The 20,588-nt window shown below is 59.2% G+C and carries 16 protein-coding genes and 1 pseudogene; 7 read left to right on the top strand and 10 right to left on the bottom strand.

Annotated features, from left to right (window positions below; all coding sequences use genetic code 11):
• Positions 1 to 26 precede the first annotated feature (26 nt).
• The 4 genes from BW992_RS23140 (at position 27) to BW992_RS27290 (ending at position 5,126) form a co-directional block, all read left to right on the top strand.
• The gene (locus BW992_RS23140; protein WP_231991088.1) at positions 27 to 3,101 is read left to right on the top strand and encodes a sensor histidine kinase; all 3,075 of its coding nucleotides are present in this window, start codon (positions 27 to 29) and stop codon (positions 3,099 to 3,101) included.
• Entirely contained in the window at positions 3,086 to 4,138 is a 1,053-nt protein-coding gene (locus BW992_RS23135; RefSeq protein WP_072394533.1) for an HD domain-containing phosphohydrolase, read from the top strand. The genes BW992_RS23140 and BW992_RS23135 overlap by 16 nt, the downstream gene beginning before the upstream one ends.
• 206 nt (positions 4,139 to 4,344) lie before the next feature.
• Complete coding sequence (locus BW992_RS27295) at positions 4,345 to 4,524, top strand: hypothetical protein (protein WP_231991087.1); 180 nt, start codon at positions 4,345 to 4,347, stop codon at positions 4,522 to 4,524.
• Positions 4,525 to 4,751: 227 nt separating this feature from the next.
• The gene (locus tag BW992_RS27290; protein WP_231991086.1) at positions 4,752 to 5,126 is read left to right on the top strand and encodes a DUF4253 domain-containing protein; all 375 of its coding nucleotides are present in this window, start codon (positions 4,752 to 4,754) and stop codon (positions 5,124 to 5,126) included.
• A gap of 59 nt (positions 5,127 to 5,185) precedes the next feature.
• On the opposite strand, the gene BW992_RS23125 is transcribed toward BW992_RS27290, so the two are convergent.
• From BW992_RS23125 to BW992_RS23110, 4 genes are all read right to left on the bottom strand, one after another.
• Positions 5,186 to 6,298, bottom strand: coding sequence for an alkene reductase (locus tag BW992_RS23125; RefSeq protein WP_076407174.1), 1,113 nt, complete (start codon positions 6,296 to 6,298; stop codon positions 5,186 to 5,188).
• Between the two features lie 148 nt (positions 6,299 to 6,446).
• The gene (locus tag BW992_RS23120; protein WP_072430473.1) at positions 6,447 to 8,684 is read right to left on the bottom strand and encodes a xanthine dehydrogenase family protein molybdopterin-binding subunit; all 2,238 of its coding nucleotides are present in this window, start codon (positions 8,682 to 8,684) and stop codon (positions 6,447 to 6,449) included.
• Positions 8,681 to 9,154, bottom strand: a complete 474-nt coding sequence (locus BW992_RS23115) for a (2Fe-2S)-binding protein (RefSeq protein WP_072394541.1) — start codon at positions 9,152 to 9,154, stop codon at positions 8,681 to 8,683. The genes BW992_RS23120 and BW992_RS23115 overlap by 4 nt, the downstream gene beginning before the upstream one ends.
• Entirely contained in the window at positions 9,151 to 10,431 is a 1,281-nt protein-coding gene (locus tag BW992_RS23110; RefSeq protein ID WP_372239200.1) for a c-type cytochrome, read from the bottom strand. Before BW992_RS23110 ends, BW992_RS23115 begins: the two co-directional genes overlap by 4 nt.
• 296 nt (positions 10,432 to 10,727) lie before the next feature.
• Between BW992_RS23110 and BW992_RS23105 the strand changes: the two genes are divergently transcribed.
• Together BW992_RS23105 and BW992_RS23100 are read left to right on the top strand one after the other, a co-directional pair.
• On the top strand, positions 10,728 to 11,927 hold the full coding sequence (locus tag BW992_RS23105) for an MFS transporter (RefSeq protein ID WP_076407173.1): 1,200 nt from the start codon (positions 10,728 to 10,730) through the stop codon (positions 11,925 to 11,927).
• 100 nt (positions 11,928 to 12,027) lie between these two features.
• A complete protein-coding gene (locus BW992_RS23100) occupies positions 12,028 to 12,942 on the top strand; it encodes a LysR family transcriptional regulator (RefSeq protein ID WP_072430475.1) in 915 nt (304 codons plus the stop codon).
• A gap of 99 nt (positions 12,943 to 13,041) precedes the next feature.
• Here the strand turns inward: BW992_RS23100 and BW992_RS23095 are convergent, their stop codons facing one another.
• Positions 13,042 to 13,341 (bottom strand): hypothetical protein, encoded by a 300-nt coding sequence (locus tag BW992_RS23095; protein ID WP_072394550.1) that lies wholly within the window; start codon positions 13,339 to 13,341, stop codon positions 13,042 to 13,044.
• A gap of 342 nt (positions 13,342 to 13,683) precedes the next feature.
• On the opposite strand from BW992_RS23095, the gene BW992_RS23090 reads away from it, so the two are divergent.
• The gene (locus BW992_RS23090) at positions 13,684 to 14,037 is read left to right on the top strand and encodes a hypothetical protein (protein ID WP_072458461.1); all 354 of its coding nucleotides are present in this window, start codon (positions 13,684 to 13,686) and stop codon (positions 14,035 to 14,037) included.
• A 279-nt stretch (positions 14,038 to 14,316) separates the two neighbouring features.
• Here the strand turns inward: BW992_RS23090 and BW992_RS23085 are convergent, their stop codons facing one another.
• The 5 genes and pseudogenes from BW992_RS23085 to BW992_RS27375 form a co-directional block, all read right to left on the bottom strand.
• Positions 14,317 to 14,880: an NADAR family protein gene (locus BW992_RS23085; RefSeq protein WP_072394810.1), complete on the bottom strand. Its 564-nt coding sequence runs from the start codon at positions 14,878 to 14,880 to the stop codon at positions 14,317 to 14,319.
• Positions 14,881 to 15,273: 393 nt separating this feature from the next.
• Positions 15,274 to 16,905: a thiamine pyrophosphate-dependent enzyme gene (locus BW992_RS23080; RefSeq protein WP_231991085.1), complete on the bottom strand. Its 1,632-nt coding sequence runs from the start codon at positions 16,903 to 16,905 to the stop codon at positions 15,274 to 15,276.
• Between the two features lie 201 nt (positions 16,906 to 17,106).
• On the bottom strand, positions 17,107 to 17,862 hold the full coding sequence (locus BW992_RS23075; RefSeq protein WP_072430479.1) for an aldehyde dehydrogenase: 756 nt from the start codon (positions 17,860 to 17,862) through the stop codon (positions 17,107 to 17,109).
• 282 nt (positions 17,863 to 18,144) lie between these two features.
• Positions 18,145 to 18,654 (bottom strand): annotated as a pseudogene (locus BW992_RS23070) (aldo/keto reductase); the annotation flags it as partial.
• 346 nt (positions 18,655 to 19,000) lie between these two features.
• Positions 19,001 to 20,509: an amino acid ABC transporter permease/ATP-binding protein gene (locus tag BW992_RS27375; RefSeq protein WP_076407170.1), complete on the bottom strand. Its 1,509-nt coding sequence runs from the start codon at positions 20,507 to 20,509 to the stop codon at positions 19,001 to 19,003.
• Between the last annotated feature and the right edge of the window lie 79 nt (positions 20,510 to 20,588).

Raw genomic sequence — 20,588 nt, 5'->3', positions numbered from 1 at the left:
AGCTTAAGTCTTGCGACCAAAATCGGGTGTTCGACTATGGTCATAAGGTTGCACACGGGCTTTTGATCGATGCTGGTGTACTTGCCGGATGGGGTGGGCAGGCAGACGAAAGGACGAGAGTCCTGTTGGACAGAAACCAGGGATGCGACCACAATGGTGTCATTATGATATCAGTGTGTGCCGCCGACGCAACGAGCGTGCCTATGCAAGCAGCTTCAACACAGAGGGTCAGCCTTCGCAGATGGATCTGGCGGGCGTTTGCCAGTACCAGCCTGTTGCCACTTGTCCTGGTGGAAGGCGTGCTGATCACGACTTATTTCATCACGAACCAGTCCATACGCAATTCCCAGATCGAATATCTGCATCAGAGTGCGACACGAGACATCCAGGTATCGGTTCAGCAGAATGCATTGTTGGTGCAGGGACAGTTGGAGCAGATCCACAAGGCGATCGGCCTTTATGCCAAGTCCACCGAGCATGAACTCACCGAAAACCAGAATCTCACGGCGGCATCGCTTTCATTGAGTGCCGACGGTGTCCGTTACAGCGCGGTAAACGACGGAGCGTCCGCCTCGTTCTATTCGAATGTCACTGCGCCGCAAAAACAGGATCTCTACAAGGTTTCTCTCCTGGCAAACCAGGATTTCATGATGAAGCAGTTGAAGGATGGGGATCCGTTGATTGCCAGCATCTATTTCAATAGTTGGGACAGCTATAACCGGATTTATCCCTGGTTCAATACGCTCGAACAGTATCCCCATGATATGGACATCCCCCAGTACAACTTTTATTACCTGGCCGATGCCCAGCACAACCCGGAGAGAAAAGTCGTCTGGACGGATGTCTACCTGGACCCTGCCGGCCAGGGATGGATGATGTCTGCCATCGCGCCGGTCTACAGAGGCGACTTTCTTGAGGGCGTGGCCGGCGTCGATGTCACGGTCGACGGCATCTTGAAGCGAATCGAGCAGTTGCAGATGCCGTGGGATGGCTACCTGATGCTGGTCAACGACAAGCTCGATGTCATGGCCGTCCCCAAGGCAGGCCAACGTGATTTTTCCCTGCACGTCGAGAACCAGCCCGCTGGAGAACCTGTCGATCGCGAGCGCTTGCAATCGCCGGATTTGAACCTCGCTCGTCATCCGGACCTTGCCAGCCTCAACAAGAACTTGCCCGACCATTCACAAGGTATCGTTGCGCTGACGTTGAATGGACGGCCTCACCTGGTCGCCTGGGACGAGATTCCCTCCACCGGCTGGTTCCTGCTGGCGGTGGTGGACGAAGCGGCAGTCATGCACGAAACCAATCTGCTCGCCAGTCATTACCGCGAAGTGGGTTATCTGTTGGTCGCGGGGCTGGTGCTGTTCTACACCTTGTTCTTTGCCTTCATGTGGTGGCGCACGCGTGATCTCAGCCGCCAATTGAGCACACCGGTCCAAGGGGTCTCCCAAATGATGCGGGAGATCGGTCGGGGCCACTGGCAACCGGCGGCAAGCCCTTCCGATATCACCGAACTGTGGTCAATGTCCAACCAGGCACTGGGAATGGGCAGGCAGTTGGCCCAGGCAGAGTCCGTTCGCAACGCCACGCAGCAGCGTCTTGAGTTGGTCATGGAGAGCTTCGCCGAAGGGCTGTGGGAGTATTACCCCCAGCGGCACCGTTTCATCCTCAAGGGTGCCTTGTGCCAGCGTTTCGGTTTTGCCGCCAATGAAGTGCCGATGGAGACCCTGCTGCAGAACATTCCCGTTGAAGATCGGCAGACCTTCACGCAGTTCCTGGAAGAGGCCAGGGGCAGTGCCAGCGTGGCGCCGGAAGCGGAATTCCGCATCAGGGACGTGCATGGCAAGTTGATCTGGATCCTTTGCCGAGGCCGCACTCTGGAGCCCTCGCGGCTCGATGAGTCCAGTGTCGTGGTCGTGGCGTGTGTCGACATCACGACGCTCAAGCAGACTCAGTTGGATCTGCGGGAGAAAACCCTGGAGGCAGAGGCGGCCAGTACGGCCAAATCCAAGTTCATCTCCAGCATGAGCCATGAGTTGCGAACCCCATTGAATGCCATCTACGGGTTTGCCCAACTGGGGCTCATGCAACCGCCTGACGACGCGTCGCAACAGACAGCCAACCTGCAGGAAATCATCAAGGCCAGTGAACACCTCATGCAATTGGTGGACGATCTGCTTGATCTCTCCAGCCTGCAGGCTGAGAAGCCACTGCTGGATCTCAAGCCGGTGCCTGTGGCAAGCCTGCTATCCAACTGCGCTGACATGGTTTTGCAGCAGGTCTCTGCGCACGGCCAGACCTTGCACATCAAGGCTCCTCCGGATACATGGCATGTCTGGGCGGACAAGCGTCGCCTCAAGCAGGTCCTGATCAATCTGTTGTCCAACGCAATCAAGTACAACCGACCCGGTGGCAATATCACGCTGGGGGCCATGGTTGTCGAGACGGGAGCCCGGTTGCGTCTTTACGTGACGGATACCGGGATGGGCATTTCCCCGGATGTGCAGCAAGAGCTTTTCCGGCCCTTCCAGCGCTTGGGTAAGGAGAACTCTTCCATCCAGGGCACCGGCATTGGCTTGGCGTTGTGCCGGGACCTGGCGGTCCTGATGCATGGCACCATGGGCTTTGAAAGCCAGGTCGGCGTGGGAACCACCTTCTGGATCGACATGTGCTCTTCGGATTTTCCAGCGCCGGCAAGCGATTGCACAGCGTCAGCGATTGGCTTGCCACGCGTGCTGTTGGTGAGCGACAACCCCCGGGATGCCCAGGTGGTTCGGGAGGCGTTGGCCGGTGATTTCGAGTTGCAACGCGTCGATACGTTGCCTGATGCCAGCCTCGTGCTCGAAACCACGACAGTCAGCGTATTGATCGTCGCCACCGCGGACCGTGTGCCTGTGCTGGATACTTTTTTTCGCGGTTTACGCACGAGGATCGGCGAGGCGCAGATGTCGATCATCGTGGTTCGTGCGGCCGATGATCACGCTTCGGTCGACCGATTGGCGTGCCAGGCCATCGTGCCCTCTCCGTTGGATAGCCAGAGTATCCGTCACCTCGTATTGACGCTCGCTGCGAAGAGGGCAGATGCATGTTCACCAAAGTAAATGCTGAAAGCAGGATCGTCATTATCGACGATGTGCCCACCAACCTCCGGCTTCTGGATTCATGCCTGCGAGCCGTGGGCCTGCGCAACATCACCACCTTCAACGACTCGGCCCAAGGACTGGATTGGCTGCTTTCGAACGCCTGGGACCTGGTGTTGCTGGACCTGGATATGCCCGCGCCTGACGGCTTTGAGATCCTCGATCGTCTCAATAAGCGGGACCGCACCGAGTCACCGGTCATCATCGTAACGGCCTTGAATGACCAGCAGAACAGACGAAAAGGCCTGGAAAAAGGCGCCAACGACTTCATCTCCAAGCCCATTGACCTGCCTGAGGTGCTACTGCGGGTACGCAATTGCCTGGAGCTGGCGCAGGCGGCGAAGCTGCTACGCGATGTCAATGCCGAGCTTGAGCGCAAAGTCGAGTTGCGCACGGTCCAACTGGCTTCCAGCTACAAGGCGATCAGCAGCAGCTTGAGTCGAGCAGCCAGCTATCGCGATGATGACACGGGGCAACACATTGTTCGTATCGGCGAGTCCTCCGCTTTGTTGGCCAAGGCAATCGGCATGCCTTCTCAATGGTGCGAACTCCTGAAAATGGCGGCTCCGATGCACGATATCGGGAAAATCGGCATTGCCGATGCGATTCTGCAGAAACCGGGAGCGTTGACGCCGCAGGAAAGGGAAGTCATGCAGGAACATGCCCGCATCGGTTATGAAATCCTGCATGACCCGGACGGTTCTCCCTTGACGGATCTCGCAGCGGAAATTGCCCTGGCGCATCACGAACGTTGGGACGGTACCGGCTATCCCAAGGGGTTGCGGGGCAAGGAAATTCCGTTATCGGCAAGGATTGTGTCGATATGCGATGTGTATGACGCCATAAGAATGCCTCGAGCCTACAAACAGGCCTGGGATGTCGAGCGCTCGAGGCGTTTCATCACCGATCAGGCCGGTACCCAGTTCGACCCTTCCCTGGTGGACGTCTTTTGTAATCTCTTTGACGAAGTAGATCGCTTGCGGTTGCCCGATGTATGAGAGGGCTGATGTTGTCCTATGAGTGTTCAGCTTTGGTATCTCTACGCCAGTGGCGCTTTGATTGAACTTGCGGCAGGAATTGGCAGCGGCCACATGCAGTGTGTGTTGCATGCTACGGGTCCTGTTGTAGCTTGTTTCTATGATGATCTGGGAGCGCTTAGGATTACTCCCTCAATTCAGTAACAACATGGAGCAAGCCACGCTTTATGGATATCGAATTTCGCGGTAATGGCATGCGTGAGAACCCGTCTGTAGGGACCTGCGATGAGTACGGTGTGAGCGGGATTACCAGCTTTGACGATCTGACCGAGGCTCGTCGTAAGATTGCTGAGTCGCACCCAGGCTTTAAACCTCTGTTCTCGCTCGATGATCTGCACCAGGCTTGATACACGTCGGGCCATGCTCGCAGTAATTCAGGAATGGATGACGCCACCGAGGAGGACATCGCGGGGCTGCCTCAAGAATGTTTTGAGAACGATGAATATGTAGGTTATTCGATCACGAAAGCGGAGTTCGCAATTTGCTTTCGCAATTTCACGAACCTGGTAGCAGCTACGTCTTTCGAAGATGCTTGTGCTCATGGTTTGACGCTTGATGAGCAGGCCCTGCAGGAGTGGATTGGTTATCAGGAAAAACCTGTATCGATAATCGACCAGCCAATGTCAGCGCTTTGGTACCCGTTCAGGAGTCTTACCAGGCACTCGCTGCTTTTCCCAACGGCTATTTCACTTCCGATTTAGACCCTGCGAAAAATTTTGCGGTTGCGCGTCATTTTTCAGAAGCGCATGGCTATGAGCTAATGGGCGTAGGTGCCTCTTACATCGGCTTCATTCGTGCTGAGCCGCCTGATCTATCTCTGGCCAATCTCGTTGCGAAAGACTTTTGCGCGCTCTACAACACGAGCGTTGAAAAACTACAAGCACGCATTTTTGCAGTCGCTCAGGCGGTCTCGGGTCGGATTCATCTTTGGCTGCGTTATGTGGAGTGATAATCCCAAACAATCCGCGCCGGCCGCCTTTCGGACCGGTCAACTGCGTTAAGCCCAGCTCAGGGATGAGTCGGATAATCCACGTAGCCACGCTGATCGCCACCGAAGAAGGTGCTCGGGTCTGGTGCATTGAGCGGTAACCCTTCACGAATTCGCCGGGGCAGATCCGGGTTTGCCAGGAAGGCTCTGCCGAACGCAATGATGTCCGCGCGGCCGTCGATCAAGGCCTGTTCCGCCGTCTTGGGATCGTAGCCACCGGCGATCATCAACACGCCGTCCCATGCCGCACGTAATTGACCGATGATTTCATCCCATCGCGGATCGAAGTGCTCGTCCTTGACGGTGCCAACCACGGCGGGCTCGACGAGGTGCAGATAGGCCAGCGTCCATTGGTTCAACGAGCGCACGATGTAGCCGAATGTCGCCTGCGGTGTCTCATCGCCCATGCCCATGAACCGTCCCATCGGCGTCAAGCGTACGCCTACGCGCTCTGCGCCCACTTCGTCGACTACGGCGGCGACCACTTCCAATAACAGCCGTGCACGGTTTTCCAGGCTTCCACCGTAAGCATCCTCGCGCTGGTTACTGTTACTGTTGATGAACTGGTCCAGCAGATAACCATTGCCCGCATGAATTTCCACGCCGTCCATTCCAGAGTCCAGTGCATTGCGCGCGGCGCGGCGGTAGTCGTCGATGATGTCGGTGATCTCTGGAGCCTGCAGAGCACGCGGCACCGGTACATCGCTCCAGACACCGTTGCCATCCGCGTCGACGATGAACGTCTTGCCCGGCACGGGTAACGCGCTCGGGGCAACCGGGCGCGCGTTGTCAGGCTGAAAGCTCGGGTGGGACACGCGGCCCACATGCCAGAGCTGCATGAAGATCAGGCCGCCGCTCTCATGCACCTGGGTGCTGACTGCACGCCAGGCTTGCACCTGTTCAGCGTTGTAGATGCCCGGTGTCCAGGCATAGCCTTGGCCTTGCCGGGAAATTTGCGTTGCTTCGGTAATGATCAACGCGGCGCTCGCACGCTGGCGGTAATACTCGGCGTTCATGGCCGTTGGCACGTCGCCCGGTTGCCCGGCGCGAGAGCGTGTCAAAGGCGCCATCGCCACGCGGTGAGGGAGTGTGTAGGGGCCCAATGCGATGGGTTGGAACAGGTGCTGCGTCATGGGGTGTTCTCCAATAGCGGTACAGAAAGCAGGGTTGCGGCGGACGTTGGGTCAGGCACCGGATGGCTTTAAGTTAATCGGCGGGCGGGCGCTTGATAATCCGAGGAACGCCCAACACTGCATTGCGTGAAACGCAACGCAATGCGGGTCAGGACGGCTGCTCCGAGCGGGTCAGGGGCAGGTTCAACCAGCGTCGGCCGGTGGCGTTCGCCACGGCGTTGCCGATGGCGGCGGCCATGGGACCCTGGACGATTTCGGCGGCGCCGAGAAACGGTTGTCCCGGTTGGTCGAGTAGATAAACATCGACCTTCCTGGGCACCTGCGAAAAGCGCAGGATCGGGTAACCACTCCAGTCGTAGCTGCGTATACCCCCGGCGTCATAGGCGACCTGTTCATACAGCGTCCAACTGGTGGACTGGACGATCCCGCCCTCCACCTGATTGCGCAGGCCATCGGGATTGACGATCTGTCCGACGTCCACCGCCGTGACCACATGCTCGATCTGTATTTCACCGGTCAGCGGATGTACCTGCAGTCTTACCGCGATTGCGCAGTAACCCATGATGTTTTTGTACCGGGCAAAGGCAAAGCCGATGCCTGCGCCAGGCTCATTGCTTTTTTGCTGCCAGCCAATGCCGTCGCGAACCCGCTCCACCACGGCCCGCGCCCGGGGATCTTCCAGATGAGCCAGGCGCAAGGCTATCGGATCGACCCTGGCCCTGGACGCAAGCTCATCCATGCACGCTTCGATCGCAAAAATGTTGATGTGCGCACCCAGTGAACGCATGGCCGAAGTGCGAAAGGGCATCTGGGTGACAAAGTTCATGTTGATGCGTGTAGAGGCCAGCGTGTACAGCGGCACGGCGTTGCGATCGCCATCGCCTTCAGGTTGAGCGATGGGCACCGAAGGTGCGGAGGCGAACGGTCGAGCCAGCAATCGCGCCGGCAGCAGCCGGCCGGCGTTGACGATGCGTTCGTTGTGCGGCGTCGTCCACAGTTCATAGTTCCAGTCCTGCAACCGACCTTGGGCGTTCAGGTTGGCTTTGACTTCGGTTACCATCGCCGAGCTGTAGGGCTCCCAGAGATTTTCCTGCTCGCGCATCCATTGGACCCGGACCGGTGTGCCGGGTATGCGCATGGCAATCAACGCCGCGTCGGCTGCCGCATCGTCCGCGCCGTTATGGCCATAACAACCGGACCCTTCGGTGTGGATACAGCGAACGCGTTCGGGGGGTAGCTGCACCATTTCGGCGATCCCGGCCCGCAGGGGATACACGCCCTGGGTGTGGGTCCAGACGGTGAGGGTGCCGTCCTTGAACCAGGCCACGGCGCAGGACGGGCCAATGGAGCCATGCATCAGGTATTGCTTGGTCACGCGGGCCTGATAGCTGTTGTCGGTCGCACCCTGGGCAGTGCCTTCATGGCTGATCGGGTAGGGGCGTGAAGGAAGGCGTTTGAGTAATGCATGAATGTCCGCGGATTCGGGGATTGCCTGGCCACCGCTCCAGCGCGCCGTTTCGTATCCGCTGCGCATCGCTTTGATCGCTTGCCATTCATCCCGCGCGACCACCGCAAGATAATTGCCGTCGCGAATCACCTGCACAACCCCGGACAGCGCCTCTATCGATGCTGCATCAAGGGCCTGTAGTGTGCAGCCAGGGCGGGGTGGGCGAATCACCCGAGCGTGCAGCATGCCCGGCAGGCGGATGTCCTGGACAAACGCGGCGCCACCACTGACTTTTGCCGGAATATCCAGCCGTTGCAGCGAATGGCCGATCAACTTGAATGGCGCCGCGGGCAGTGCTGGCGAATCGGACTGTGCATACCGGTGCAGATCGACGTTTTTGACAGCGTCGGCGTAGGCCATTCGTTGTCCGTTGGGACCGTGAATGATGCCCTCCCGGGTCGTCAACAGTGCTGGCGCAACCGCCCAGCTACGTCCAGCCGACTCCAGCAGCAGCCCACGTACCTGCGCCGCTGCGTTGAACAGCGCGGTCCCGCTGTCGAAAATACTGTGGCTGCCAGCGGTGTAACCTTCGTTGGGCGTCAGCGCCGTGTCGGCGGTGAGCAGGTTGATCGCTGATGGAGAAACCTCCAGGCGTTCAGCGGCAATTTGCAGCAAGGCAGTCTTGACCCCAGTGCCCAATTCAACCTTGCCGGTATAGACGGTGATGCCTTCATGACCGACGCGGATCCAGGCATCAAGATAGGGATTGGTGCGCAGGCTGCCGGGCAGATCCGGTGCCAATACCACCGTGCCCAGCGTGTCGACTTCGGTGTCCGCCCACGCACGTCGCGGCACCGGTACCAGGGTAAACGCCATCAGCAAGGCGCCCCCACGCAAGAATGCGCGACGGCTGTGATTGACCTCGTTGACCACTGTCATGGCGCGCTCCCGTTTTGCCTGGCGGCAAGGCTGATCGCGTCGATGATTCGCAAGTGGGTGCCGCATCGACACAGGTTGCCGGCCATGTACTCACGAATGGTCTGTTCATCCGGCTGCGGGTTGCTCTCCAGCAGTGACTGCGCGCGCATCAACATACCGGCGATGCAATAGCCGCATTGGGCCGCCTGTTTGTCGATAAATGCCTTTTGCAAAGGACCGGGTTGTTCGGCGGTACCAAGACTTTCCACCGTTCGAACCCGCTTGCCTTCAAGTCCGGCGCAGGGTGTCACGCAGGAAAATACAGGCTTGTCATCGACGATGACCGTGCAGGCGCCACACTGCCCCAAGCCACACCCGTACTTGGCGCCGTTGAGCCCCAGATGATTACGCAGCGCGTAGAGCAGCGGCATGTCAGGTTCGAGGTCCAATGTCCGGGCCGAGCCGTTGACGTTAAGCGTGACTTGAGTCATTTCGTCTCCTGACGTATCGCTTCAAGGGTTGAAGAAAGGTCTGTCCAGGGTTGGTCGGGTCTGGCTTGTCGGCGCAGGTACGAAGCGAGTGCGATGAGTTGATCGTTGTCGAGGCTGGCGGCAAACGGCGGCATCATCGGTCCCGGCATGCCCGGCGTTGCCGGGACGCCTTCGAACACGGTTTTCAGGAAATTGCGCGGGTTCGGGGCTTGCAACGATGACGTACGGTCCAGCGAAGGACGCTCGTCGATTTCACGCATCGGTGCAGCTGGCCCATGGCAGCCGGCACAGGCGCTGGCGAACAGCAGGGCGCCAATGGTCTGATCGGAGGCCCCGGCATTAGCATCTGCGGCTGGGACCTCGGTGGTGACCGTTCTGGCGGGCAAGCTCAGCAGGTACTCGGCGATCGCCTGTGCGTCGCCGACTGGCAAGCGCGCCAGGCCGAGACTGACCGGGCGCATCGGGCCGGCGGCAGTTCCATGGCCGTCCACCACTTCTCCTCGCAGGTAGCTCACCAACTGATCGTAGCGCCAGGCATTTGCACGACGGCCCATGCCCAGCAGCGAAGGCGCTTCCCAACCATCCACGGTACCGCCGGCCAGGCTTGCGCCGGACGTCTCGGCGCCGATCAGGTTCAGCGGAGAATGACAGCCTGCGCAGTGGCCGGGGCCTTCGACCAGGTAGCGCCCGCGATTCCATGCATCGGATTGCTGCGCCACGGGAGTCAGTGGCTCGCCCTGCAGGAACAGTAAATTCCAGAACGCCACTAGCGGCCGGAGGTTCATCGGGAAGCTCATGCGGTTTTGCCGGGCTGGAGCGTGCACGGCAGGGCCACTCATCAAGTACGCATAGGCGTCTTCTATATCGCCTGCCGTCATGCGCCGGTAATGCACGTACGGGAAGGCCGGATACAGGAAGTGCCCATCGCGGGCGATCCCTTCACGCATCGCCCGCTCGAACGCCGGCAGCGACCACTGACCAATGCCAGTCTGCGGATCGGGTGTGATGTTCGTGCTGTAGAGCGTGCCAAACGGCGTCACCAGCGGCAGTCCCCCTGCCAGGTAAGGGCCGCCGGGTCTCGTGTGGCATACCGCGCAGTCGCCTGCTTCGACGACGCGCGCGCCGCGTTGCAACTGCGCCGAATCGAAGGTTCGCGGCCGCTCGATAGGTGCAATCGCCGGACGCCACATCAGCAGGGTAGCAGCGATCGCACCTATCGAAGCCAGGACCGCGGCGCCGATCCAAAACGGTCTGGACCTCATGGAAATGCCGATCATGGGCATCCCAAGCCTGAGGCACGCGCGCTGGACATTGAGGATGGATTCGAGGTCATTGACGTCTCCTTGATCAACCGGAAAAGGGCGCCGATGGAGAGTCCTGCGCCGAGTGCCCAAGGGTAGAGAAGGCCCATGCGCCGGAGTATCAGCGGATCACGCAAAAGCCTGTTGCGCCAACCGCAACACCGCTGGCGTTGCGTGTCGCGCATCACTTCATTGCCCGATCAATGGGTTCTCCGGGCAGACCGCTGCCCTTAGCCTGACGATCACTTCCCCAAACCTACCGAGGTGTCATCATGTTCATGGGCAATCCCGCCGCGACGGCCAAGGCCGAACAACACGCTTCACTTTCCGGCCTGATGGTCGCGTTCCTGGCGTTCTGCTGCGGCGCGGTCGTGGCCAATCTTTATTACGCTCAGCCGATTGTCGAATTGATCGCGCCGCAAATTGGCCTGTCCAGCACCAATGCGAGCCTGATCGTGTCGCTGACGCAATTGGGCTACGCCCTGGGTTTATTGCTGCTGGTGCCATTGGCTGACCTTGCGGAGAACCGGCGCCTGGTGGTGGGCCTCACCCTCGCGTCGGGCGTTACCCTGTTGTGTGCCGGGCTGACGCACTCGCCGTCGATATTCCTCGTCTTGTCGCTGCTGATCGGCCTCACATCGGTAGCGGTGCAGATCCTGGTGCCCCTGGCCGCACACCTGGCTCCGGAAGCAACACGAGGCCGGGTGGTGGGCAACATCATGAGCGGCCTGTTGCTGGGCATCCTGCTGTCGCGTCCGCTGTCGAGCCTGTTGGTGGACGTGTTCGGCTGGCGCGGTGTCTTCTTCAGTGCGGCGGCGCTGATGGCTGTTATCGCCCTGATCACCGCCATTGCGCTGCCGCGTCGCGTACCGACGCATCGGGCGACTTATGCCGCATTGATCGGCTCGGTGTTTGCGCTGGCCCGGCGCCATTCGGTCCTGCGCCAACGTTCGTTGTATCAGGGATTGTTGTTCGCCAGCTTCAGCCTGTTCTGGACCCTGGCGCCCATCGAGCTGATGCGCCACCACGGTTTCAGCCAGGTGCAGATCGCGATCTTTGCGCTGGTAGGCGCCGTCGGTGCCGTGGCCGCGCCCATTGCCGGACGCTTGGCCGATGCAGGTCATGGCCGTCGCGGGACACTCGTTGCGCTGCTGTTGGCTCCGGTCTCCTTGTTGATTGCAGCGCTGCCCGGCAGTGGTTACATCTGGCTTGTCGTGTGCGCGGTGCTGCTGGATTTTGCCGTGCAACTGAACATGGTGCTGGGCCAACGCGAGGTGTATTCCATCGACCCGCACAGCCGGGCTCGATTGAATGCCGTGTACATGACCAGCATCTTCGTCGGCGGCGCCTTGGGATCGCTGGTGGCCAGCCCGCTCTATGAGCATTTCGGCTGGAGCCTCTCTGCGGTGGCGATCGCGTTGCTGCCTGCCTTGGCCCTGGTGATATTCATGAGTCGCAAGGCAGATGTCTGACCAACAGGCATCGAGGAGCGCGGCGAAGCACAGTCCTGCAAGACGGCGGGCGAACGGTCATGCACAATCAGCTCCGTTCCCTTTCGACCGGACTCCGCTGATGGACAAATTGCTGGCGTTGAAGATGTTTGTTGAAACCGTGCGTTGCGGCGGTTATTCCTCTGCGGCGCGCAAACTTGGAATCTCCACCTCTTCGGTGACACGCCAGGTGGCGGGCCTGGAAAGCGAGCTGGGCGCCAGCCTGCTTAACCGCACGACCCGCAACACCAGCGTGACCGTCGCCGGGCAAGCCTATTTTGAAAAAGCCGTGGCTATTCTGGAGGCCATCGATGAAGCCGATGCCGTGGTCGCCGACCGCGGCAGCGAGGCGCAAGGGCGCCTGCGGATCAGTGTCCCCGTCGAGTTTGGCCGGCGAATCATCGCGCCACATCTGGGCCGACTGCTCGACCGTCATCCGGGACTGGAAATCAGCGTGTCATTGAGCGATCAGGTTGGTGACCTGTTGAGCGAGCAGATCGATGTGTCCGTGCGCCTCGGCTCGTCGGTGGTCAGCGAGGACATCGTCAGCAAACGGGTAGGGGGCTTCCAGCGCTGGGTCGTCGCCAGCCCGGATTACCTGGGCCGTCACGCGGCGCTGAGTCATCCTAATGACTTGCTGGGGCACCAGTGCCTGCGCTTCGATTACGGTGGATCGCATCATCACTGGACGTTTCAGGGCGACGAGCAACCCCTTCAGCTCAACGTGCATGGCCGGTTGCAAAGCAACAACGCCGACATCTTGCGCGAGGCCGCAATCGCGGGCGGCGGGGTGGCTCTGCTGGCCGACTGGCTGGTGCGCGATGACGTCGCCGCAGGTCGACTGACACGGTTGCTGGAGCATTACGAAGTCAATCCGGGCAGTGCGAGCAGCTGCATCAATGCGCTGTATTTGCCCAATCACCGCGGCTCCAGCCGCATCAATGTGTTCATCGATTTTCTTGCGGAGATTCTCGCCTCTGATCGAATGGCCCAATAAGGGATATCGCCGAGATGTGTAGCGCCAGATCCTCAAGTGACGTACTGAGGACCTTAATGACTGGCCGATATTCCTCTTTTTATCACCGCTGCAGAGCGACTATTGATGGGTGTCCGCTTCCTCAGCCGGATAAAACTCGCCTTCCTTGCCCATCTTTGTCAGTCGTTCGCGCGCGATCCGCTCAACATGGGCCACTGCGGCCTGATCGTCAGGGTTGACCAACTGCAGGCACAGGCGTTGGACATTCTGATCGTGGGTGCCTTCGCTGAGCATTTCGTGGGTGAAGACTTGTGCGCCACGCCAGAGGCATAGCTGGGTATGAGTCCCGCCGAGCCATATCTCGTTGATTGATCTGAGGTCAGTGGTCGCCAGTTGATCCACGGTAATTGTCTTATCCATTGCGCTGTACCTTACCAATGATTGGTTACAGGTAGACTTACAGGCACAGCGGGTGTTCCCAACGTCGGCGGTTCAACCGCGCCAAGCCAAGGAGTGGCGAACCTCATAAAAAAGTGGACAGTATTTCCAGTAAATAAATCTGGCCCCTTCATTGCCGGTCCCTTTCATTGCCAACAGACCACTATGGTCGGCTGCTGCCTTGCAGGCAGAATTCCGCCAAGGAGCGGTCCTTTGAAAGCGTCTACAGAAGAAGGACCGATTCAGCTCTATTCGACAGGCCTGATTGAGTCCCTCAAGAAGGGCTAGAGTGCATCCTTTAACCAAACAGTAGAGGCAAATTACATGCATTTCGTCCGCCTCGGAGAGTACCTTGCCGCTTCACGTATTACCGGGCCTCGGCATAATCTCCTGCAACTGCGCCTAGAAGTTGGTGAGCAGCATGAGCCGATCTGCGAGTGTCTACCGCCGCAGGGGGCATGTAATCACGAGCCATTGATTGAGGCCGATATCGTTGCAAGCGTACTCGAAGGAACATCGGAGGCGAATCGACGCTTCGGCACCGCACATGTCGTAACGCACATCCGGTACGTCCGAAATGACACCAAACCTGAAGTAGTCTATGGCCTCTTGGCCTTCAGAATCATTGAGCAGTTGCACGTCGGCGGCACATTCGTTGAGGGCAGCAACACGATTTAGTCCTTACCTCAAGCGAACTTCTGGGCAGGTAGTTAAAGGACGGGTACAGCTCGGCCTGAATCGCCTCTGATTTTCTAGATGAATCAGAATGACCGCTTCTGGCCGATTTCTGCCGGTGGCGACAGGCAGAAAACGGCCAGAAGCAGCCGCCTGAAGGTGTCGACAAAAATTCGGGCGACTCAGCTTCTGTTGGTTGACGCGCTTTCTTGATAAGGTCGCATGCAATAAGCCCTGTCGTTCGCCAAGGCTTTTGCGCTTTTCGTGAGCAAGGTCAGGACACTACCTTGGAGCAGGCATATCAGTCCCGTCCCGCACCTGCATCAGCGCAAATCCCAGCAGATTCAAGCCTTTCCACAGATTCGGATTGTTCGCATCCGCGCTGTCCTGTGCGAGCCCTATACCCCAGATGTTATCAACCGGGCTGGCTTCGACAATAACCCGCGAACCGGTTTGTAGAAGAAAATCGTTCAACTGCGGATTCTGGGAGAACTTGGCCTGGTTCGCTCGAACGACGATGTCGTATCGGTGTTGCAGCCAAACCTTATCATTGAACCCGCGCACGTTGCGGCCAAGCGCTTTGGCGGCATTTGGAGTAGGCGTTTGGAGCACCTGCGCACGAATATCCTGATCGTCGAACAAGGCCGCTTTCTCGGCCATCATGTAGTGTTCGGCTGTCGGGTAATGTTGCCCGTCGACAATGAACCCGGCCTCGAACCATTGGCTGAAGCACGAAGCCGTGACGCCAGTTTTACTACGCTGGTGCCCCCAGAAAAACGTAAAGCTCAGACATTCTCCAGAGTTGAAACGAGCGCACAGTTGTTTCAGATGTTCAGAGTCGTCCAATGACATATCCTCGCTTATTGAAGATCAAAGCTACAGCTATTGTGCTGACCAAGGCAACCACGAAGCTTGGTGGATCGAACGTCTACAGATTGGGAATAATTGCACCTCTTCAACCTGATCAAGATCAACCGATGAAAGCTCAGATGAGCTTGGCAAGGCTTGTGAGCAGTTTTCGAAGGAATACAAGGCCCGATTCATACGGACACGCTGACGGTTATCCGAACACGATAGGGCGTGGGCTTTTGATCGTCCCATGAGGAAGGCTGGCGTGAATAGATAAGGTGATAGCTGCGAAGGCCCGGTGCAAGCTCAACATCCATGATGTCGATCGCGGTCGCTGATGCAGGGCTGCAGTTTTCATGGGGCCGCGCCAAAGGTGAACGGCCGTTAGCTTCAAGCCATGATCGGTAATTCGATGAGGTTGGGACGGCCTGAGCGAATGCCATCCTCGACCGCTTCAGCGATATCGCCGGCGCGCTCGACCCTGCGCGAAGCGACCCCCAGGGAGGAGGCGAGGGCCTGGAAGTCGATGGCCGGGTCCCGGATGTCCATGCCGATGAACTGGTTCGTACCGGCACTTCGGTAGTGCGCCTGGCTACGCGCGTAGTTTTTCAGGATGTTGTATTCGCCATTGTTCATGACCACAAAGGTGACGGGCAAACGCTCGTGTGCCGCTGTCCAAAGCGCTTGGGGGGAGTACATCGCCGAGCCATCGCCGACCAGGCAGACCACCGGGGCGCGGTCCAGGCCAAGGGATGTACCGACAGCCGCCGGCATGCCCCATCCAAGGATGGCGCTGCGTGTAAACAGGTACTGGCGGGCCGAGTGCGAATCCAGGCAAGCACGCACATGAGCGATGGTGACCGGCGCTTCGTCGACGATCCACACATCAGGGCCGATTGCCCGGACAGCTTCATGGGCCGCAACGAAAGGCGTTGTCACGGGCGTATGGAATTCGCGCTTCGCGCGCTCGGCCACTTCGATTCGGCGGGTACTGCGCTCGTGCGCGGCGACATTTCGCAGCGTCGCGATGGCCTGGCTGTGTGGGGCCAGCATCTGATCCAGTAACGGCAGCAACAACTGCAACGACAGCTTTATGTCGCCTATCAATCCCAGTGTCGTTCCATGCACTCTACCCAGTTGGTGGCCATCGCCGGTCAATTGAATGAGACGGCAATGAGGGGGAATCGCCGGGCCTTGCGAGTATTGGTAGCTGATCAGCGAATGACCGCCGAGAAGCAAGACCGCATCGAAGTCAGCGAACGTTTCGCGGATATCGGCAGCTTTGGGCGACAAGGCTCCGCGCCATTGAGGATGAGCGGTGGGGAAGGGGATATGCCCGGGCCAGGATGGCCCGAAGACCGGCGCGCCGAGTGCTTCGGCGAGTCTCACCGCTTCCACTTGCGCATTCGACTGGAAGACCTCCTCCCCGACGATAATCGCCAGACGGCCCGGAGCAACCGTCGCTAAGTCCTCAGCCAACGGGTCAATCGCCGCGGTCACCACACCTCGTTCGATTCGCGACGGCTGGCCAGCATCGGCATCGGTGTGCTGCTCCATCACGTTGATCGGCAGCGAAAGGAAAACCGGGCCGGTCGGCCCCGTGCGGCAGTCCTGAAGAGCGCGACGCAGCAGCATCGGGATATGCTCGGGGTGCTGGATTTCCTCCGCCCATTTGACGCTCGGTCGGGCCAGGCTGACCAGATCACCATGAAGCAGCGGGTCGGTCACGCCATGGCGGGTATCCTGTTGGCCCGCGGTGATCACCAGCGGCGTATTCGCCATCTTTGCGTTCAGGATGGCGCCCATTGCATTGCCAAGGCCTCCTGCTGTATGGAGATTCACGAAACCGGGGCGGCCGGATGCCTGCGCATAACCGTCGGCCATCGCCACGACGCAGGCCTCCTGGAGGCCGAGCACGTAGTGCATGTCGCAGACGCCCAAGAGTGCATCGAGCAAAGGCAGTTCCGTTGTTCCCGGATTGCCGAAGACGTGGCGAACGCCTTCCCTGCGCAGTACTTCCACGAACAGGTTCGCGCCGCGTTGCCCACGGAGGCTGGACGGGACACAGGGAGTTGAAGGCATGGCGCGCAACCTCACTTGTCTGGAAGAGATAATCTACCCTGCTTTCGTGGCTATCGGATTGCCAAATGGCAGTGCACCACTGGTGTGGCGGCGACGCTGAAAGCCCTGGTGCCGGGTTTGATTTGAAGCCCGTCAGTGGATTTAACGTCCGCCCACTCTTTCGAGCGACTGGCTTTTGAGCGGCAAATCGCTGGTACGCTTGTCCGAGGCTTTGCGAATCGCATCGCACAAGGCCCGGACGATGGGGACATAGCTCAGCTGGCTGGGCTGGCAGGCCTGGAGCGCACCCGTTGGGTTGATCAAATGTACCGCGATGTGCCCTGGCAGCCATGAGACGAGTGGCCAGCGGGAGCGTTGGGCGATCGTCGGGCACAGATCCGCCGCCGTCACACCAAATTCAGAAGATGCCACGAGTGCGACCCCCATCATGCATGCGCCTTCCAGCTGGGCGCGTAGGCGACCGGGTTTTTCTACAGTGCCCAGGTCAGCGACAAACACCGTGTCATGCACAATCAAGCGCCCCTCGTCGCTCAGCTCGACATCGAGTACCGCGGCCATGCAAGTCTGCGCATCGTAATGTGCGGCGATGCCCTGGGTTCGGCGACCGCCTGAGGGCTTGCCCCAATGGCTTCTCATGGCCGCTTCGGTGATGACGCTACGCATTCGCCTGGCATCGAAACCTGAGCGTTGCGCGGCACCGTCGGCCCGTGCTGATACCGAATCGATCAGGGAAAGCAGGTAGTCTTGTTGATCGAGCCTGCATGCAGGGTCCTGTGCGGCCATGAACCGCTGTTCGGCGCGCAGGCGAAGCAACAGGTCCTTCCGGTCCAGGATACCGTCTGGCGATGGCCAGATGAATTGATCAAGTGCGCTGTCGTGCCCGTCAGGGTGGTTCATTTGCGTTTCTCCTTCCGGCTGATGACAAGAGCTCCGGCAAAAAGCAACCAAGGGGGCGGAATCTCTGGTTAAGCCAGGTTCCTGCGGGAGCGGGCAGGCTCGCTCCCGCAGGTTCACGATGGCGCCGCAGGAGCAATCCTGGCATTACTTTAGGCGCAACGATCTGACGTCAGGGTGACGGGAGGCTGACAGGAACATGTCAGGCGATAAGGGGGGCAGGGCAGGTGATGCATACAGTTGAGTCTGGCTTTCTTGTCGTCGGCTTGCATCACCCACCCACGTTCAAGCCACGATCTGCGCTGCTGCGCGAGCCCAAGGGGCCGCTGTCCTTGCTGGCATCGAAGCAGACAAACTGCTAACGGTGTCGAGCCGATGAATCTGCTCGGCTGACAGTTCAACCGACAGGGCTGCGAGGTTGTCGGCCAACTGCTCAACCGAGCGCGGGCCGATGATGGGCAACGACCCGTGCGTGCCGGACCAGGCGATGGCGATCTGACCGGGGCTGACGCCCAGTTCGTTGGCGATGGCGATCACCGTGTCGAGGACCGGTGTGCGCTGCTCGCTATTCTCTGCCTGGAACACCTTGCCACCGAGGCCCTCGGCGCGTCCTTTCTCGCCCTTGCGGTACTTACCGGTCAGCATGCCTGCGCCGAGTGGCGACCAAGTGACGATACCCAATCCCAACGCATGCGAAGCCGGGAACAGATCAGCCTCGAACCCACGGACAATTTCCTCGCCAGGCGTGACATTATCCGGCCAATGTGACCAATAGAGATCGATGCGATCGGTTCTGAAGGATGCATATTTCATGGTTCACCATTGATCAAGTCGCAGCGATATTGTCAGACAGTGTCGGCGCAAAGGCCTTGGCGTCGCAGTTTTACGCGGATAACGGGTGGGCCAGGATCGGTCTCGGTCTTGGCCATGAGAGATCCCCTGTGTGATTGCGGGATGATCGAAGATCAGGCAGGTGGTTGTCGCGTGCGCATACGGTTTGCCATCGGGGCCAATGATCCGAGATCCGGATGAGTCCTCATCAGAATGACTCGCCAGCAGCTTCGCAACGCATAACGTGGGTGGGAATCGGCGTGCTTGACGAATTTTCCATCTCGAGTGCCAGGAGCCAATCACACCGAGTTCAAACCCTCATGAATTTCCTGATTCTCTCGCCGCACTGGTCAGCTCGGATCATCCCAGGCTCCGCATCCAGTTTGACCAGGCCGTCCTCCATGAAAACCACCCTGTCGGAAATTGACATGGCGAAGTCCATTTCATGGGTCACGATCAACATGGTCATGCCTTCTTTTGCCAGGTCGCTGATCACCTTGAGCACATCGCCGACCAGTTCCGGGTCAAGGGCTGAAGTAGGTTCATCGAACAGCATGATGTGGGGATCCATCGCCAATGCGCGGGCGATTGCCACCCGTTGTTGCTGACCGCCTGACAACTGATGCGGATACTTTTGCGCGTGAGCCAGCAACCCTACTTTGTCCAGCAGAGCGTAGGCGCGCTGCTCGCTGATGGACTTGTCGCGGCCGTGATAACGCGGGGCGAGGGTGACATTGTCGAGAATGGTGCGATGGGGAAACAGGTTGAAGCTCTGGAACACCATGCCGATGCGCTGTATCCCACGGCGTACTGGGTGCGTGTTGGTGTTGTCACCGGCGTTGATATAGCTTTCGCCGAATAGAATGATCTCGCCCTGGTCGATGTTTTCCAAGGCGTTGATGGTCCGAATCAGTGAGGTTTTCCCCGATCCCGACGGACCGATAATGGAGATCACCTGGCCCACGTTGACATCAAGGTTGATGCCCTTGAGCACGACGTGCTGGCCGTAGCGCTTGTGAATGTCAACCAGCTGCAGGGCGGGTGCCGAACCAGGCCCTGGCGCTGTACGAGCGTCTGCCGGAGAGGTCACCGCCCGTACCGCGCGAAGACGCCGCAGGCTGATGTCATCCAGCGTCTGTGGTTTGCGGTTGTTGAGCTCCAGGTGTTGCTCCAGCCAATGAAACAGCCAGCCGAGCACGGTCACGATCAGCACGTAATACACCGCCACAGCCGACAGGGTTTCCATGACCAGGAAGTTTTGCGCGTAAAGGCGCTGGCCCACGGTCAACAGTTCGGTCAAGGAAATCACCGAGACCAGCGAGGTCAGCTTCACCACTGTGATGTATTCATTGATCAGGGTCGGCAGGGAAATGCGGAACGCCTGCGGGATCACGATCAGGCGCTGCAGACCGATCAGGCCGATGCCCAGTGCACGGCCGGCTTCTTTCTGGCCTTTGGCAACGGATATCAAGCCGCCCCGATGAATTTCCGACATGTACGCCGCCTCGGTCACCACCAGCGCGAACAGGCCGGAATAGAACGGGTTGGACAGTACGCCACGGGTGACCGGGAACATCTGCGGCAGGTTATAGACGAACACCACCAGTACGAGCAGCGGCACGCTGCGAAAGAACCAGATATAAACCGACGCCGGCACGCTGATCCAACGCGTGGCCGAAAGCTTGGCCGACGCCAGCAGGAAGCCCAGCAGCATGCCGATGAACCAGGCCAGCGTGCTGAGTTCCACCACCGTAATGCAGGCTTTCCAGAAGTCCGAGACCGAAAACAGAGAAAAGAAGTAGGGCCATTCAAATTGCATGTGTACCTCCAACTGCTGGCGTCGACGGAGGCTTCACCTATGCCGGGCAGTCAAGCGAACGCCGCCGACTGTGGGAGCG

This window comes from Pseudomonas sp. 7SR1 (assembly GCF_900156465.1).
Classification (GTDB): Bacteria; Pseudomonadota; Gammaproteobacteria; order Pseudomonadales; family Pseudomonadaceae; genus Aquipseudomonas.
Note: the sequence above shows the minus strand (reverse complement) of the source record. Positions and strands in the feature narration are given on the sequence as shown.